Source organism: Trinickia symbiotica, assembly GCF_002934455.1.
In the GTDB taxonomy this organism is placed as follows: domain Bacteria; phylum Pseudomonadota; class Gammaproteobacteria; order Burkholderiales; family Burkholderiaceae; genus Trinickia; species Trinickia symbiotica.
In genome coordinates this window covers 20084-36166 of the sequence record NZ_PTIR01000024.1, presented here as the reverse complement: position 1 = coordinate 36166, position 16083 = coordinate 20084, and the positions used below count along the sequence as shown (strand labels likewise).

Genomic DNA, 16083 nt, shown 5'->3' with positions numbered 1-16083 from the left:
GTTAAAAACGTATTCTACCCATGTTCGTCGAAGCTTCCGAGGTTTTTCCCGAATTTCCCTTTAGCTTCAACGGCATGGGACCTTTCGTGCGGCGCGCGACCCGCTACGCGCGCGTGTCGGCTGGTGCCAGGCCCACTCGCCTGGGCTCGACGATCCAGGCGCCGTCGCGCTCGACGAGCACCCGGTCGCAGGCGAATTCGTCGAGATCGTGCTCGTGCCCGGGCAAGGCCTGGATCACGACCTCCCCCGCGTCGCGCAACGCCGCCACGCTCGCGCGCAGCCCCTCGTCGTGCTTCCAGGGCGCGAGAATCGCACTGCTGCGCGCCTCCATCGGCGAAATGCGCGCCACTTCGCGCAAGTCGAGCGAGAATCCCGTCGCGGGACGGGCGCGGCCATACGCTTGCCCGACGTGGTCGTAGCGCCCGCCGCGCGCAACGGCGTTCGGTACGCCGCTCACATAGGCAGAAAACATGACGCCGCTGTGGTAGGCATAACCGCGCAGATCGGCAAGATCGACAGTCACGTCGGCCGCTTCGACTTGCGCCGCCAGAAAACCGAGGTCGTCCAGGGCGCGCGTGATTTCAGGCCATTGCGGCAGGCGCCGGCGTGCCTCGTCGAGCACCGACGCGTCGCCGTAGAGTGCGGGCAGCGCGCGCAGCGCGTCGGCGACGGGGTCGGCCAGGCCGCGCGTCAACTCCGCGAGCCGCGCCACATCCTTGCCAGCAAGCACCTCGTAAAGGGACTCGCCGAGGGCGGCCGCGGCGGGGTCGCGCGCGAAAAGCGCCTGGAGAACGCCCGCATGGCACAAGTCGAGCCGCACGGACTGCAAGCCGGCGAGACGCAACGCATCGAGCGCGAGCTGCTGAATCTCGGCGTCCGCTTCGAGCCCCGCATGGCCGTAGATTTCGGCGCCGACCTGAATCTGCTCGCGCGTCGCGTAGAGCCCGCGTGGGCGCGTGTGCAGCACGCTTCCCGCGTAGCAAAGTCGCGTCACGCCTTGACGATTGAGCAGATGCGCGTCGATGCGCGCGACCTGCGGCGTCGTGTCGGCGCGCAGGCCGAGCGTGCGGCCCGAAAGCTGATCGACGAGCTTGAACGTGCGCAAATTCAGATCGCTGCCGCCGCTCGTCAGAAGCGACTCGAGATATTCGAGCAGCGGCGGCATCACCATTTCGTAGCCGTATGCGCGAAAGCGATCGAGCAGCGCGCGACGCAGCTCCTCGATCTTGCGCGCCTCGGACGGCAATACGTCGGCGATATTCTCGGGAAGCAGCCAGGTCGACATCGATAGGTCCTACGAGATCAATCAGATCATGAGGCGGCGCAAGCCTCGCGCCGCCGCAACCAAGTTTCGCGCTCGGGCTTCGCGCCCCGCGCCGCGTGCGTCATGATTTGCCTGCTACGTCGCGGCGAGAAGCAGCAGCAGGCCGAGCGCCATGACGATGAGTCCGCCGATGCGGATATGATGCGCGGGCCGCGTCGCTATTCTACGAAACGTCTCGCGCCACGCCGTGGGGAATACGAACGGGAACATTCCCTCGATGATGAGCATCAGCGCTATCGCGAGCAGTAACGAGCCGGCCATGTCCATTCGCAGCAGCCGCTACCGGGTGGTCGCGGCGTCTCCTCTTCTGTCTATCGTTGATATTGAGCGAATTCCGCCTATGCCTCACCGCTTGCGGGCAGCCGCGGCGGGGCCCGACGCAGGTGCCGCGGCGCCTTCCGGGCCGCGCATGAAGCGGAAGAACTCGCTGTCCGGATCGACGACGATCACGTCGTTCGGCTTGAAGATGGCGCGATAGGCTTGCAAGCTTTGGTAGAACTGATAAAAACCGGGATCGCGGCCGAAAGCGTCGGCGGCGATCTCGGCCGCCTTTGCGTCACCCTGCCCCTTGATCGCCTGTGCCTTCGCATACGCATCGGCGGCGATCGCCTGGCGTTGGCGGTCGGCGTCGGCCTTGATCTTCTCGGCCTGCGCCGCGCCCTGCGCGCGCGCGTCGCTTGCCAGTTGTTGCTGCGCCGCGGTCATGCGCTTATAGACGGCATCGGCCGCGCTCGCCGGAAAATCGACGCGGGCCAACTGGACATCGACTATCTCGATGCCGAGCGTTTCCGCTTGCGCCGTCATCGTCTGACGTGCGGTGCTCGCAATCTCGGACTGATGCGCGAGCGCATCGGTCAGCGTGCGCTTTTCGAACGCACCGGCAAGCGCCTCCCGCGTGAGCGAGGCGAGTCTGTCGGCCAGGCTTTGTGGATCCCCATCGGTCGTATCGAACAGCTTCAGCGGATCGACGATTCGGTATTTGACGAGCGGACTCACGAGCAGATCGGTCTTGTCCGACGTTTGGCAACGCTCGGCGCTGGCCGCTTCGAGCGTCTGAATACGCGTGTCGATACGCATGGCCGCCTGCAAAGGTGTCGGCAACTTGAAATGCAGCCCGGGACCGAGGACGACGGGATTCGCGTCGCTATGCGAATAAACGATAGCCACATGACGCTGATCGACGACGACGAGCGTCGACGAACCCGCGAAGAGCAGGATGACGACCAGCACGACGAGCGCGACTATACGATTCATCTTTTGCGCTCCTATTGTTGTAGTTCGTCTTCGCGCGCGCGGCTGCGCAACGTGTCGCGCGAGCGCAGCGCGTCGCTCGCGGGCACCGCCTGGCTCGCAGCGGATGGCGCCGAGGACGCGCCCGCCTGCGGCGCGGAAGCGGGCGCGGCCGACGATGCGGCGGCTTCGGCGGCGGGCCGGCGATTCGCCTCGAGCAGCTTGTCGAGCGGAACGTTCACGATGCTCGTGCCCGGCTTGCCGGCGATGAATACCTTGGTCGCGTTCGAGTAGATTTCGCGCATCGTATCGAGATACATACGCTCGCGCACGACGGCCGGCGCCTTGGCGTATTGCGCGTAGACCTCGTTGAAGCGCTCGGCGTCGCCCTCGGCCTGCTCGACGACGCGATCGGCATACGCCTTGGCGTCGTCGATCACGCGTGACGCGTCGCCCTGTGCGCGCGGCAACAGCTCGCTCGCATAAGCCTGCGCCTCGCGCTTCGCACGCTCGCGATCGTCGTTCGCGCGCGCGGCGTCGGCGTAGGCGGCCTGCACTTGCTGCGGCGGCTCGATACTCTCGACGGTCACGCCGACGACTGTCAGCCCGGCGCCATAGCGATCGAGCGAATGCTGAATCGAATCGGCGAGCGACTGCCCCAAGGCGTCGTGGTCTTTGCCGAGCAATTCGTTGCTGGCGCGCGCGCCCGCGAGCTCGCGAACCGCGGCCTGCGCCGCTTCGGTAACGCTGCGATCGGGATCGGCCGCACGAAAGAGATAATCGGCCGGCGACTTCACCTGATACCGGACCGCGAATCGAACGTCGACGATATCGCCGTCATGCGTCAGCACCGATGCGTCGCTGACGCTGCCGTCGTTGACGGTATTGTTGCGCCCGACCTCGATCGACCGAATCTCGGCCACGTTCACGATCTCATCCGTTTCGAACGGATAGGGCGAACGCAGATGAATGCCGGGCCCGACCGTGCGGCGATATTTGCCGAACTGCAGCACGACGCCCGTCTGCCCTTCTTGTACGACGAACACGCCGCTGCCGATATAGATTGCAATCAGCACGCCGACGAGAATGCCGACGCCGACACGAGCCGCGCGGCCATTGTCGGGCCTCCGATCGCCGGGCCCCGGCCCCTGGCGCCGGCCGAAGAGCCGCGAGAGCCGCCGATTGAAATCACGCCACATCTCGTCGAGATCGGGCGGGCCGTCGCCGTTGCCCTTCGGGCGGTTCGGTTCGTTCGGGCGCTGCGTGTTGCCATTGCCGTCGCTACGCCCCCAGCGAGGATCGCTGATGGAAAGCAACGCGCAAGCACGCATCCAGAAGCTCCGCTCGTTATGTTCGTTCACCTTGTTCGTTCGCTCGAGTTGGGAGTAGAGCCTTCAATTTGCCCCGTATGACGTCCCTCTTCGGGACTGAGGTTCGCTGGGCGTGTCCCGCCCTGAATCGGAACGCGGCGCCGCCTTCGTTCCGTCGATCCACGTTGCGTCGACGTCCTCGTGCGCGCGACCCGCCGGCTGATCCTCCGGCAGCGCCCGCCCGGTGTCTGAAAGATGTTCGGAGGTGGCGATCTCGGCGATGGCTGCGCGCAACGAATCGAGTCCCTGCCCCGTGCGCGCGCTCAAAAAGACGCGCGAGATATTACCATACTCATCCCGCTCGACCGCCTCCTTGCGCGCCGCCAGCTCAGGCACCGCGTCGATCTTGTTGAAGACGAGCACCTGGCGCACCGCATCGGCGCCGATTTCATGCAGCACTTCGTTCACTTGATCGATCTGATCGAGCCGCACGGCGCTCGATGCGTCGACGACGTGCAACAGCAAGTCCGCATGGATCGTCTCCTCGAGCGTCGCACGAAATGCGGCAACGAGTTGGTGCGGCAGCTCGCGAATGAATCCGACCGTATCGGAGATGACGACCTGCCCGACGTCGTCGCCGAGGAAGACACGCCGCGACGTCGTGTCGAGCGTGGCGAAGAGCTGATCGGCGGCGTAGGCCTGCGCCTTCGTGAGCGCATTGAACAAGGTCGACTTCCCCGCGTTCGTGTAGCCGACCAGCGATACCGACATCGTCCGATTGCGTTGCCGCTGCCGCCGCTGCGTGCCGTGTTGCCGCTGCAGCTTCTCGAGCCGCCCTTTCAGCATCTTGATGCGCTCGCCGATGAGCCGGCGGTCGGTTTCGAGCTGCGTTTCGCCGGGGCCGCGCAAGCCAATCCCACCCTTTTGCCGCTCGAGGTGAGTCCACGCACGCACGAGCCGTGTGGCCATGTACTGCAGTTGGGCGAGCTCGACCTGCAGCTTGCCCTCGTGCGAACGGGCGCGCTGCGCGAAGATGTCGAGGATCAGGCTCGTGCGGTCGACGACGCGCCGGTTAAGCGTCCGCTCCAGATTGCGCTGCTGAGCGGGTGCGAGCGCGTGATTGAAGATGACGATTTCCACGTCATTCGCTTCGCAGGCGAGGCGCAATTCCTCCGCCTTGCCGCTGCCGACGAACAATGCGGCGTCCGGGCTCGAGCGGCGACCGGTGAGCGTAACGGCGGGATGAGCGCCCGCGCTGTGCGCGAGCAGGCTGAGTTCTTCGAGACTGGCTTCGAAGTCGATTTTTCCGAAGTCGATGCCGACGAGCGCTGCGTTGATCAAATCGATGTGCGTCAAAATGAAGCGGCCGGCATGGCGCCGGTTGCCCCGACGTCATGCCGGCCGCTTCCATGGGTTCAGGTCGTTTCGGCGTCCGGGTGGAAGTTGACCGGACGAGCGGGCACTACTGTCGAGATGGCGTGCTTGTACACCATCTGAGTAACGGTATTCCGGAGCAACACGACGTACTGGTCGAACGATTCGATGTTCCCTTGAAGCTTGATGCCGTTCACCAAATAGATCGAGACCGGCACGTGCTCTTTGCGCAGTGCGTTCAGAAACGGGTCTTGTAACAGTTGCCCTTTGTTGCTCATAGCAAACTCCGTCGTTTTTTTGCAGGTTGGATCTGGATTGGCAGCGAAGAAAAAGAAATCCGCTACCAATCGCTACACTATAGCCGATTTTCGATAGCGCACGCGCCGCCTGGCCGTCCGGCCAGGGGCACGAGCAGGCCCCGCCGATCGCTTGTGTGCGCTGCCGCTCAGACCTTTCCAGCGTATGGATTGGTCGACGAGCGAAACTCTATCCGCAATGGAGTCCCGGTCAGCGAGAAAGTTTCTCTGAATCGATTTTCGAGATAGCGTTTGTAGGTGTCGGTCACCGCATCGAGCGCATTGCCGTGGATGACGATGATCGGCGGGTTCTGGCCGCCCTGATGCGCGTAGCGCAGCTTCGGTCGCACGGGGCCGCGCCGCCGCGGCTGCTGAAACTCGACGGCCGCGATCAGCGCGCGCGTGAGCTTCGGCGTCGGCAGCTTCGCCATCGCCGCGGCGTAAGCGTCGTCGACCGAGCGCATCAGCGCGCCGATACCCGTCTTCTCGGTGGCGGAAATGAAGTGGAACTTGGCGAAATCGAGAAACTTCAGCTTGCGCATCATGTCGGCCTTCGTCCGCGCGCGCACATGCTCGTCGAGACCATCCCACTTGTTGACGCCGACCACGAGCGCACGACCCTGCTCGACCACGAAGCCGGCAATGTGGGCGTCCTGGTCGGAAATGTCCTGGCGCGCATCGAGCAGCAAAATGACGACGTTCGCATCGGCGATCGACTGCAGCGTCTTGACGACCGAAAACTTCTCGATCGCCTCGAAGACCTTGCCGCGCCGGCGCAGGCCAGCAGTATCGATGAGCGTATAGGGCCGCCCCTGCCGTTCGAAATCGACGTAGATCGAATCACGCGTCGTGCCCGGCATATCGAAAGCGATGACACGCTCCTCGCCGATGAGCGAATTGACGAGCGTCGACTTGCCGACGTTCGGCCGCCCGACGATCGCGATCTTCACGCCGCGCGGCGCCTGCTCCGCTTCCGCTTCTTCGGGATGTCCGGCATAGGCGATCTCGAGCGCGTCGTTGATCGTTTCGGTCACGCCGTCGCCGTGCGCGGCCGAGATCGCACGCGGATCGCCGAGCCCGAGTTCGTAGAAGTCGGCGGCCACGGCCGTGTACTTCATCCCTTCCGCCTTGTTGACGACGAGCAAGATTGGCCGACCGGTCTTGCGCAAGTAGTCGGCAATGGCCTTGTCCTGCGGCGCAAGCCCGTTGCGGCCGTCGACGATGAAGACGACGACGTCCGACTCCTCCACAGCCTGACGCGTCTGGCGCGCCATCTCGTGCAGGATGCCGTCTTTCGCGACCGGCTCGAAACCGCCCGTATCGACGACGAGATAGGCGCGATCGCCGACTCGCCCCTCGCCGTAGTGGCGATCGCGCGTGAGGCCCGGCAAATCGGCGACGAGCGCATCGCGCGAGCGCGTGAGCCGGTTGAACAGCGTGGACTTCCCCACGTTGGGGCGCCCGACGAGGGCAATAACGGGTTTCATGATGTCGTCTAAACAAAGCGCCGGTGCCGGCATCGGCGCAGCGCAGGTAGCGCGCGTTTCGCGTATGCCGGGACCAACGAGCATGGCATCGGCAGGGAGCCGGTATGCGGCGTGGACCACAGACCAGCGTTCGCTACCAAAAGCAAAACGCGGCGAGCCGGCTTACGCCTCGCCGCAAATTATCACGAGCACGCCGGCGGCGCACTCGAATCGGGGACCGCGCCAGGCAATCCGCCAATCAACGATCGACGAAAGGCCTGTCGCCGAGCGACCGGGTTCCCTTCAGCCGCCGCGGGGGCTCGCGCGAACGCGAAAGCCGCGATCAGCGTGGGCGGAAGCCGTAGAGATCGCCGTCGCGCGTCTGCACGACGAGCGTATCGCCGACGATGACGGGCGCCGCCGTGATCGCGCTGCCGTCCGTCTTCACGCGCGCGACGAACGATCCGTCGTCACGCGACAGGAAATGCACGTACCCCTGGAAATCGCCAAAGACAACCGACGGCCCCAACAGCAACGGCACGCTCAGATCGCGGTTCTTCAGCTTGTCGTTGCGCCAGAGCTGGCGCCCATCGTCAGCCGCGAACGCGGTCACGACGGACCAGTCGTCGGCCGCGGCGACGGTGCCGCTATCCTGCGCTACCCCGCTCGCGCTCGAAAACGGCTTTTCCCAGATAGGCCGTCCCGAGTTCGCGTCGAAGCAGCCGATCTTGCCCTGGAAGGTCACGGCGCAACTTTCCGCGCCGACGAGCGTGGGCGCACCGGTCACGTCGTTGATCCGCTCGACCTCGGTCACGCCCTTCGGGAACGATACCGGCGCCTGCCAATAGTCGTCGCCGGTCTTCAGGTTGATCGCCGCGAGCCCACCGCCCGGGAACCCCGCGAGCACGGCGGCGTCCGCCGCGAATGTCATGCCTGCCGAGACGCGCAGATTGAGCGGCACGGCGCGGTTGTGATAAACCCATTTCAATTCGCCCGTCGCCGCGTTGAACGCGCTGATCTGGCCGTCGATCGTCCGCACGACGACGAGACCATTGCCGACGAGCGGCGGGGAGACGATCTCGCCCGGAACGTTCGACTTCCAGAGCAGTTTGCCGTTGGCATCGAGCACATACACGCCGCCGCGCTCGGCACCGACCGCGGTCATCGTGCCGTCGCTGCCCACACCGGCCGTCAGGTCGGCATGGACCTTCGTGCGCCAGATCTCCTTGCCCGTCTTGCCGTCGATCTTGGCCACGGTGCCGTTCTTACCGGCGGCGTACACCGCATCGCCGACGGCGACCGGCGAGAACAGGTAGCGCCCCGCCTTGCCGACGTCCGCCTTCCATGCGCGCTCGACGGTAAGGGCGGGCTTGAAATCCGTCAGCGGCGTCGGAATGCGGCGCTCGTCCTTCGAGGAACAGGCCGTCATCGCGAGAACGGTCATCGCGCAAGCGACGGGCACGGCAATACGTTTCAGCAAATTCATCGTTGGGCGAAGCATCGTCAGGAATGGGTCAATGTGTAGCGAACGGCGTCGCGAAGGCGCTGCTTCAGCTGCCGAGCGCATCGAGCTTGAATTGGATCAGCTGACGGCCGGCGGTATCGTTTTTCGCGAGCGAATCGAGCGCAAGCTGATAAGCGGCGCGCGCATCGTCACGTTTGCCGGCGGCCGCGAGCAGATCGCCACGACGGTCCGCGACGACGCCCTTGAATCCTTCGGGCGGCGTTCCGGCCAACAGCGCGAGCCCCGCATCGTACGACTTCTCGTCGAGCAGAACCGCGGCGAGACGCAGCCTCGCGATTTCCTTGTACTCGTCGTCCTTCGCGTGATCGACGGCCCATTGCAGCTGCGCCTTGGCGCCGGCCGTATCGCCCGCTTCGTAAAGCGCCTTGGCAGCGGCAAGCGCCGTCATTTGCCCGTAGGCGGTGCCGCCGTGACGCGATTCCATGTCCGCCGCGTCTCGCGCGACATCGGCCTTGTTCTTCGTCGCGACAGCCTGCTGCACCTGCTCGTACAGAATGGCGGCCTGCGCGGCCTCGCGCCGCTGCCAGTAGTTCCAGCCATTCCAGGCCGCGGCGGCGATCAGTGCAATGAGCACGACCCACGTCGCCGCATTCCCCCACTGTGCCCACCAAGCCTTGAAGCTTTCAATCGATTCTTGTTCGTCGTGATAACTCATGCGCGTCAGTCCTCGCCGTCTTCGGCGGTTGCAACCATCGCATTGATTAGAAATTCGGTCAAGTTCTCGACCGGCACCGTGCGTTGTTCGCCTTTCTCGGCCGATCCGCTCGTGTCGCGCAGCGGCTTCACGGCCACGTTGCCGCTGGCGATCTCGTCTTCGCCGAGAATGACCGCGAACGCCGCGCCGCTCGCATCGGCGCGCTTCATTTGCGACTTGAAGCTCGACGGCGCGCCGTCAGGGCTGCAATGGAGAATCACGTCCAGGCCGGTGTCGCGCAAGCGCTCGGCGATGATAAAAGCCTGCTCGCGGGCCGCATCGCCCTGGTGCACGACATAGACATCGCACCCTTCTTCGTGCGGCACGAGGTCGTCTTCCTTCAGCAGCTCGAGAATCCGCTCGACGCCCATCGCCCACCCGCAAGCAGCCGTCGGCTTGCCGCCCAACTGCTCGATGAGCGGATCGTAGCGCCCGCCGGCAGCAACCGTCCCTTGTGCGCCGAGCTTGTCGGTCACCCACTCGAACACGGTCAGATTGTAATAATCGAGACCGCGCACGAGCCGCGGATTGATCGTGAACGGGATGTTGTTCGCCTTCAAGAGGCGCTGCAGCCCCTCGAAGTGCTGGCGCGACTCGTCGCCGAGAAAATCGACGAGCTTCGGCGCGTTGCGCGCGATCTCCTGCAGCGCGGGATTCTTGGTATCGAGCACGCGCAGCGGATTCGTGTAGAGGCGCCGCGTCGCATCGGCATCGAGCACGTCGACGTGCTTCTCGAGATATGAGACGAGCTCGACGCGATGCCGAGCGCGCTCTTCGGCGAGGCCGAGCGAGTTGATCTCCAGGCGAATGCCCGTGAGTCCGAGATCGTCCCAAAGCCGCTGACACATGAGGATGATTTCCGCATCGGCATCGGGACCGGCAAAGCCGAGCGCTTCCACGCCGACTTGATGGAACTGGCGATAGCGCCCGCGTTGCGGTCTTTCGTGACGAAACATCGGCCCGATGTACCAGAGCCGCTTCGGGCCATCGTAGAGCAGGTTGTGCTCGATCGTCGCACGCACCGCCGCGGCCGTGCCCTCCGGCCTGAGCGTCAATTGCTCGCCATTGAGCGAATCGACGAAGCTGTACATCTCTTTCTCGACGATATCGGTTACCTCGCCGATACCGCGTGTGAAGAGTTGCGTGTGCTCGACGATCGGCGTGCGGATGTTCTGGTATCCGTACGCGCGCAGCATCGACTTCACGGTGGACTCGAAAAACTCCCAAAGCGCGGCGTCCTGCGGCAGGACGTCGTTCATGCCCTTCACGCCGGCCAGTTTCTCGAGCTTTCGTTTCTGTTCTGTCATCTGTCTTCGTTGACGGTTAACGCGAGGTCGCGGCAACGCTCTCGCGCCCATAGCGGCGCTCGACGTAGTCGCTCACGATCTGCTGGAATTCTTCGGCGATGCGATCGCCGCGCAGCGTCTTCACCTTCTCGCCGTCGATGAACACGGGGGCCGCGGGATTTTCGCCCGAGCCCGGCAAGCTGATGCCGATATTGGCGTGCTTCGATTCGCCCGGCCCGTTGACGATGCAGCCCATGACGGCGACGTGCATTTTCTCGACGCCGGGATACTGTTCGCGCCAGACCGGCATTTGCGCGCGCAGGTAATTCTGGATCTGCGACGCGAGCTCCTGGAACAGCGTGCTCGTCGTCCGGCCGCAACCCGGGCAGGCGATGACCATCGGCGTGAACGAGCGAAGGCCCATCGTCTGGAGGATCTCCTGAGCGACGACGACTTCGCCCGTGCGCGGCGCGCCCGGCTCCGGCGTGAGCGAAATGCGGATCGTGTCGCCGATGCCCTGCTGAAGCAGCACGCCGACGGCCGCCGTCGAGGCGACGATACCCTTCGAGCCCATCCCGGCCTCGGTGAGGCCCAGATGCAGCGCAAAGCGGCAGCGGCGCGCGAGCTCGCGATAGACCGCAATGAGGTCCTGGACACCGCTCACCTTACACGACAGCACGATTCTGTCACGCGCGAGCCCGAGCTCGACCGCGCGCTCGGCCGAGCCGATCGCCGACTGGATCAGCGCCTCGTACATGACGCTCTGCGATTCCCATGGCTCGGCGCGCGCGGCGTTCTCGTCCATCATCCGCGCGAGCAGATCCTGGTCGAGGCTGCCCCAGTTGACGCCGATCCGCACCGGCTTGTCGTAGCGGATCGCGGCCTCGATCATCTGCGCGAACTGCGTATCGCGCTTCGCGCCCTGCCCAACGTTGCCGGGGTTGATCCGGTACTTCGAAAGCGCTTCGGCGCATGCCGGATAGTCGCGCAAAAGCAGATGGCCGTTGTAATGGAAGTCGCCAACGAGCGGAACCGTGACACCCATACGGTCGAGCTGATCGCGAATCGCCGGAACGGCCGCGGCCGCTTCGGGCGTGTTGACCGTGATGCGTACGAGCTCCGAGCCCGCCTGCGCGAGCTCCTTCACCTGGATCGCCGTGCCGATCGCATCGGCCGTGTCCGTGTTCGTCATCGACTGCACGCGCACCGGCGCGTCGCCGCCGATGGTGACGAGCTGGCCGCCCCAGCGGACGTCGACGGTATGCGACACGCGACGTGGCGCTGGACCGCCGAAAACCGGTTCTGAAGAACAAATCTGGCTGCTGCTGTCGGATTGCATCGAAAGACCCATTAGTCCGGTTTATGCCACTTGCGCCGCGCGCTCGCGAGACGCGTCACATTCAGAGCGAGCGCACGGAAATTCAGCCGCCCGGCGCTCGCATTCGACCTCACGGCAACGAGAAGCGCGACACGTTGCCTTTACCCGTTCCGTACTTGGCCGCGTCGACCTGCTTGCCGTCGAGCATCACCGTTTGGACGCCCGCGCGATTGCCTGCCACGACCTTGAAGGGCTCTTCGCCCTGGATTTCCTTCGTATCGCCCGCGTGGACAATACCGGAGAAGAGTTCCTTGCCGCTCTTGTCCCGCACGCTGAACCAACTATCCTGCGTGACCGTGAAGGCCACCGTCGACACGCCCGGCGCCACCGTTGCACCGGACGCTTCGTTTATCGCTACTGGTTGCGGCGACTGCGCTGCGCTCGAGCTTGGCGCGGCCGCGACAGCCTTGGCCGGCGACGTCACCGCGGAAGCCTCCGGCATCGTGGCGACACTCGAGGCCACTGCCGACGGCGTCGACACCCCGGGCGCCGCCGCTTCGGCCTGCGACGCCGACGCCGCGGCGCCTTCTGTCGATGTCGACGCGGCATTCGTGCCCGCCGCCAGTTGACCGGCGCCCGCCTCGCCCGCCGCGTTCGCGTCGGACGCTCCGTTATCGGCGACGATCGCCGTCCCCGATGCGACGTTCTGCCCTTGCCCCGCGGTCGCCGAGGCCTCCCCCGAGGCGACGGCGCTCCCGTTGGCGCTCGCCTTCAGGCGCGCAAGCCAAGCCGGCGATTCGCCGCCGCTGCGCCACATCACGAGGGCGATCAGCGCGACGATGACCGCCGCGACGCCCCACCACCAGGAGCGATGACGTGGCGTGCCGCCGAGGGACACCGATACGCGGCCCCGCGGCAAGTCCGTGCCCGTCGAGGCCGGCATCGAGAGATCCGGCTCCGGCTCACCTTTGTCGCGTCGCAACGCCTGTGCGAACGGCGCCGGATCGACTCCCAGCATTTTCGCGTAGCTGCGCACCACGCCGAGCGCGAACGTCGTGCCGGGCAGTTGGCTGATGTCTCCCGCCTCGAGCGCGCGCATCTTCGGCACCGGCACCTTCAGCCGCGCCGATACGTCGTCGATCGACCAGCCCTTTGCCTCGCGCAGCTGCGCAAGGCGCATCCCGGCCGCGGCGAGCGTGTCGAAAAACGCAGGCCCGGTCGCCTGCGCGCTTCGCAGTGCGCCATTGCCGCCGGCGCCGACTGACCCCGATAGTCCTACGCTCGTCTGAGTGCCCTCATTTTCCTGCTGCTGCGGCTCACTCATCCCTGATCCTCGCGTCGATTCTTTCCACCTGTGCGTCCCGGCCGGTTTTCACCCCCGCCTCCGGATTCGCAGACCGTTTATAACAAAGTGCGGTAGTTCGTACCGCTTTCATCTTACTTCTTTCATTCATCGCATCCCGTCCGGCGCGATTCGCCGGAGCGCCCCGGTCCGCCCCGCCGCTCGGCAATAAGACCGGACTCAAGCGCGATGCACTTCGATGACCTTGCTTGCGCGCCCCGTTCGCTGGGCAAGCCGCGTCCGGTCCTTGACGGCCCCCGCAAGCTGCCCACACGCCGCATCGATGTCGTCGCCGCGCGTCTTGCGCACCGTCGTCACGATGCCCGCGTCGATCAGGATTTCGGCAAACCGCTTGATTCGCTCCGGCTTCGAGCGGATCAGGCCCGATTCCGGGAACGGATTGAACGGAATCAAGTTGAATTTGCACGGGACATCGGCCGTCACGGCGAGCAACTCGCGCGCGTGCGCGTCGGTGTCGTTGACGCCGTCGAGCATGCAGTATTCGAACGTGATGAAATCGCGCGGCGCGACGCGCAAATAGCGGCGGCAGGCCGCCATCAGCTCGGCGAGCGGGTACTTCCTGTTGAGCGGCACGAGCTCGTCGCGCAGCGCATCGTTGGGCGCATGCAGCGAGACCGCGAGCGCCACCGGCAAGTCGGCGCCGAGTCGGTCCATCATCGGCACCACCCCCGAAGTCGACACCGTCACGCGGCGGCGCGACAGTCCGTACGCATTGTCATCGAGCATGAGCGATAGCGCCGGAACGAGCGCATCGTAGTTGAGCAGCGGCTCTCCCATGCCCATCATCACGACGTTCGTGATCACGCGCTCGCCCTTGCCCTCGGTTGGCTGCCCGCCCCGCGACGCCCGCAGCGCGAATTCCGCCATGCGCAGCTGACCGATGATTTCCGCCGTGGTGAGATTGCGGGAAAAGCCCTGCTTGCCCGTCGAGCAGAACCGGCAGTTGACGGCACACCCGGCCTGCGATGACACACAAAGCGTGCCGCGCGTTTCCTCCGGGATGAACACGGTTTCCACCGCGTTCCCGTTGCCGACGTCGACGAGCCATTTGCGCGTGCCGTCGGCCGAGAGATGATCGCTTACGACGGGCGGCATCGTGATTGTCGCGCGCCCTTTCAGCTTCTCGCGCAGCGACTTCGCGAGGTCGGTCATGCCGTCGAAATCGGCCGCGTTGTACTGGTGGATCCAGCGCTGCAGCTGCTTCGCGCGAAACGACTTCTCGCCGAGGCTCTCGCAATAAGCGACGAGCCCCGGAGCGTCGAGGTCGAGAAGGTTGACGGTGGAACTGCTCGTCATGTCGGATCCTGCTGTTTCAGTACCCCGGTGCCGCATTGCGCATGCCGTCGCACCCGCGGTGATGATTCCGGTGCGCGGTGGGCGCGAAAGCGCGCCCATGTCCGTGTTCGCGCCGATGCGGCCCGGTGCCGTTTCGGCGCGCGACCCGCGCGAATCAGCGCGAGTAGACGTTGGCCTCGGGGAAGAAGAAGGCGATTTCGACGCGTGCCGTTTCGGGCGCATCGGAGCCGTGCACCGCATTGGCATCGATGCTGTCGGCAAAGTCCGCGCGGATGGTGCCCTTTTCCGCCTTCTTCGGATCGGTCGCGCCCATGAGGTCGCGGTTCTTCGTGATCGCGTCCTCACCCTCGAGAACCTGGACCATGACCGGGCCCGAGATCATGAATTCGACGAGATCCTTGAAGAACGGCCGCGCCGCGTGAACGGCGTAGAATTTTTCCGCGTCGGCGCGCGAAAGATGCACCATGCGAGCGGCGATGACCTTCAAGCCCGCGTTCTCGAAGCGGCTGTAGATCTGACCAATCACGTTCTTTGCCACCGCATCGGGCTTGATAATCGACAGGGTACGCTCGATCGCCATAAAAACTCCAAAAAATTAAGGGGTTACGAATCTTAACGAATCTGCAATTGTAGCATGTTCCGGTGTATGATTGCGATCGAACCCTTTCTCCCGTGAAAGGTCTGAAGCAGTGACGAGCCGCGGGAGAGGTCAGCGCGTCTGAAAACGCTCGAAATTTGCTCGAAAGAGACCACGAGACGTTGAAACTCCGGCGGCCGGTACTTATCTTAGTGTCGGGATGCCGAAGAAATGGGCCGCGTTGGGCGCCCGGGCATCGTCGAACGTTACTGCGTCTTACGCAAGGAGAAAGCATGAACGACTATCCGTACAACTTCGGCCGCGGCGGCGCCATCGCCACGGCGGAAACGCGCAATCGCGTGCTACGGAACACTTATTGGCTGCTCGCGCTGTCGATGGTGCCGACGGTACTCGGAGCGTGGGTCGGTGTCGTGACGGGCTTCTCGCTCTTTGCGGCGACGAGTCCGGCCATGAGCCTGCTGGCGTTCTTCGCGATCGCGTTCGGCTTCATGTTCGCGATCGAGCGGACGAAAAACAGCAGCGTCGGCGTCGTCGTGCTGCTCGGCTTCACGTTCTTCATGGGGCTGATGCTGTCGCGCCTCCTGGCCTTCATCCTCGGTTTCTCGAACGGGCCGTCGCTCATCATGCTCGCATTCGGCGGCACGGGCGTGATCTTCACTGCGATGGCGACGATCGCCACGGTCAGCAAGCGCGACTTCTCCGGTCTCGGCAAGTGGCTCTTCGTCGGCGTGATCGTGCTGCTGCTCGCCATGGTGGCGAACATGTTCCTGCACCTGCCGGCGCTGATGCTGACGGTGTCGGTCCTCGCGATCGCCATTTTCTCGGCCTACATGCTGTTCGATGTCCAGCGCGTCGTGAACGGCGGCGAGACGAACTACATCACGGCCACGCTTGCGATCTACCTCGATCTCTACAACGTGTTCGTGAACCTCTTGTCGCTGCTCGGCATCTTCGGCGGCAACCGCAACTGACCGCGACCGCGGTAAAAAAAACCGGCCTTCGG

15 protein-coding genes are annotated in these 16083 nt (G+C 64.7%); 1 reads left to right on the top strand and 14 read right to left on the bottom strand.

The window, feature by feature from the left end; genetic code table 11:
- Positions 1-103: 103 nt before the first annotated feature.
- The 14 genes from B0G57_RS26225 to ndk form a co-directional block, all read right to left on the bottom strand.
- The gene (locus tag B0G57_RS26225) at positions 104-1285 is read right to left on the bottom strand and encodes an ATP phosphoribosyltransferase regulatory subunit (RefSeq protein ID WP_018441641.1); all 1182 of its coding nucleotides are present in this window, start codon (positions 1283-1285) and stop codon (positions 104-106) included.
- Positions 1286-1399: 114 nt separating this feature from the next.
- On the bottom strand, positions 1400-1591 hold the full coding sequence (locus tag B0G57_RS26220; RefSeq protein WP_018441640.1) for a DUF2065 domain-containing protein: 192 nt from the start codon (positions 1589-1591) through the stop codon (positions 1400-1402).
- Between the two features lie 78 nt (positions 1592-1669).
- Entirely contained in the window at positions 1670-2578 is a 909-nt protein-coding gene (hflC, locus tag B0G57_RS26215; protein ID WP_102607255.1) for a protease modulator HflC, read from the bottom strand.
- 11 nt (positions 2579-2589) lie between these two features.
- On the bottom strand, positions 2590-3915 hold the full coding sequence (hflK, locus tag B0G57_RS26210) for an FtsH protease activity modulator HflK (RefSeq protein ID WP_018441638.1): 1326 nt from the start codon (positions 3913-3915) through the stop codon (positions 2590-2592).
- Positions 3916-3948: 33 nt separating this feature from the next.
- Positions 3949-5205, bottom strand: coding sequence for a GTPase HflX (hflX, locus tag B0G57_RS26205; RefSeq protein ID WP_018441637.1), 1257 nt, complete (start codon positions 5203-5205; stop codon positions 3949-3951).
- Positions 5206-5279: 74 nt separating this feature from the next.
- Positions 5280-5516, bottom strand: coding sequence for an RNA chaperone Hfq (gene hfq / locus B0G57_RS26200; protein ID WP_020566297.1), 237 nt, complete (start codon positions 5514-5516; stop codon positions 5280-5282).
- Between the two features lie 167 nt (positions 5517-5683).
- Positions 5684-7021 (bottom strand): ribosome biogenesis GTPase Der, encoded by a 1338-nt coding sequence (gene der / locus B0G57_RS26195; protein WP_026229836.1) that lies wholly within the window; start codon positions 7019-7021, stop codon positions 5684-5686.
- Between the two features lie 322 nt (positions 7022-7343).
- Positions 7344-8486 (bottom strand): outer membrane protein assembly factor BamB, encoded by a 1143-nt coding sequence (gene bamB, locus B0G57_RS26190; protein WP_018441634.1) that lies wholly within the window; start codon positions 8484-8486, stop codon positions 7344-7346.
- A 64-nt stretch (positions 8487-8550) separates the two neighbouring features.
- Positions 8551-9180, bottom strand: a complete 630-nt coding sequence (locus B0G57_RS26185; protein ID WP_018441633.1) for a tetratricopeptide repeat protein — start codon at positions 9178-9180, stop codon at positions 8551-8553.
- Between the two features lie 5 nt (positions 9181-9185).
- A complete protein-coding gene (hisS, locus tag B0G57_RS26180; RefSeq protein WP_018441632.1) occupies positions 9186-10526 on the bottom strand; it encodes a histidine--tRNA ligase in 1341 nt (446 codons plus the stop codon).
- Between the two features lie 16 nt (positions 10527-10542).
- Positions 10543-11856: a flavodoxin-dependent (E)-4-hydroxy-3-methylbut-2-enyl-diphosphate synthase gene (gene ispG, locus B0G57_RS26175; RefSeq protein WP_020566294.1), complete on the bottom strand. Its 1314-nt coding sequence runs from the start codon at positions 11854-11856 to the stop codon at positions 10543-10545.
- A gap of 97 nt (positions 11857-11953) precedes the next feature.
- Complete coding sequence (locus B0G57_RS26170; RefSeq protein ID WP_018441630.1) at positions 11954-13147, bottom strand: RodZ domain-containing protein; 1194 nt, start codon at positions 13145-13147, stop codon at positions 11954-11956.
- A gap of 198 nt (positions 13148-13345) precedes the next feature.
- Entirely contained in the window at positions 13346-14482 is a 1137-nt protein-coding gene (gene rlmN / locus B0G57_RS26165; RefSeq protein WP_018441629.1) for a 23S rRNA (adenine(2503)-C(2))-methyltransferase RlmN, read from the bottom strand.
- Between the two features lie 154 nt (positions 14483-14636).
- Complete coding sequence (gene ndk, locus B0G57_RS26160) at positions 14637-15062, bottom strand: nucleoside-diphosphate kinase (protein ID WP_018441628.1); 426 nt, start codon at positions 15060-15062, stop codon at positions 14637-14639.
- A 290-nt stretch (positions 15063-15352) separates the two neighbouring features.
- Here ndk and B0G57_RS26155 point away from each other — a divergent pair, with 290 nt between their 5' ends.
- Positions 15353-16051: a Bax inhibitor-1/YccA family protein gene (locus tag B0G57_RS26155; RefSeq protein ID WP_018441627.1), complete on the top strand. Its 699-nt coding sequence runs from the start codon at positions 15353-15355 to the stop codon at positions 16049-16051.
- The last annotated feature ends 32 nt before the right edge of the window (positions 16052-16083 follow it).

Bases quoted from the DNA above. Each gene is read 5' to 3' on its own strand.
- der (WP_026229836.1), bottom strand. From the start codon at position 7,021: ATGAAACCCGTTATTGCCCTCGTCGGGCGCCCCAACGTGGGGAAGTCC.
- hflC (WP_102607255.1), bottom strand. From the start codon at position 2,578: ATGAATCGTATAGTCGCGCTCGTCGTGCTGGTCGTCATCCTGCTCTTC.
- B0G57_RS26225 (WP_018441641.1), bottom strand. From the start codon at position 1,285: ATGTCGACCTGGCTGCTTCCCGAGAATATCGCCGACGTATTGCCGTCC.
- ispG (WP_020566294.1), bottom strand. From the start codon at position 11,856: ATGGGTCTTTCGATGCAATCCGACAGCAGCAGCCAGATTTGTTCTTCA.
- B0G57_RS26170 (WP_018441630.1), bottom strand. From the start codon at position 13,147: ATGAGTGAGCCGCAGCAGCAGGAAAATGAGGGCACTCAGACGAGCGTA.
- ndk (WP_018441628.1), bottom strand. From the start codon at position 15,062: ATGGCGATCGAGCGTACCCTGTCGATTATCAAGCCCGATGCGGTGGCA.
- B0G57_RS26155 (WP_018441627.1), top strand. From the start codon at position 15,353: ATGAACGACTATCCGTACAACTTCGGCCGCGGCGGCGCCATCGCCACG.
- B0G57_RS26220 (WP_018441640.1), bottom strand. From the start codon at position 1,591: ATGGACATGGCCGGCTCGTTACTGCTCGCGATAGCGCTGATGCTCATC.
- rlmN (WP_018441629.1), bottom strand. From the start codon at position 14,482: ATGACGAGCAGTTCCACCGTCAACCTTCTCGACCTCGACGCTCCGGGG.
- bamB (WP_018441634.1), bottom strand. From the start codon at position 8,486: ATGAATTTGCTGAAACGTATTGCCGTGCCCGTCGCTTGCGCGATGACC.
- hfq (WP_020566297.1), bottom strand. From the start codon at position 5,516: ATGAGCAACAAAGGGCAACTGTTACAAGACCCGTTTCTGAACGCACTG.
- B0G57_RS26185 (WP_018441633.1), bottom strand. From the start codon at position 9,180: ATGAGTTATCACGACGAACAAGAATCGATTGAAAGCTTCAAGGCTTGG.
- hisS (WP_018441632.1), bottom strand. From the start codon at position 10,526: ATGACAGAACAGAAACGAAAGCTCGAGAAACTGGCCGGCGTGAAGGGC.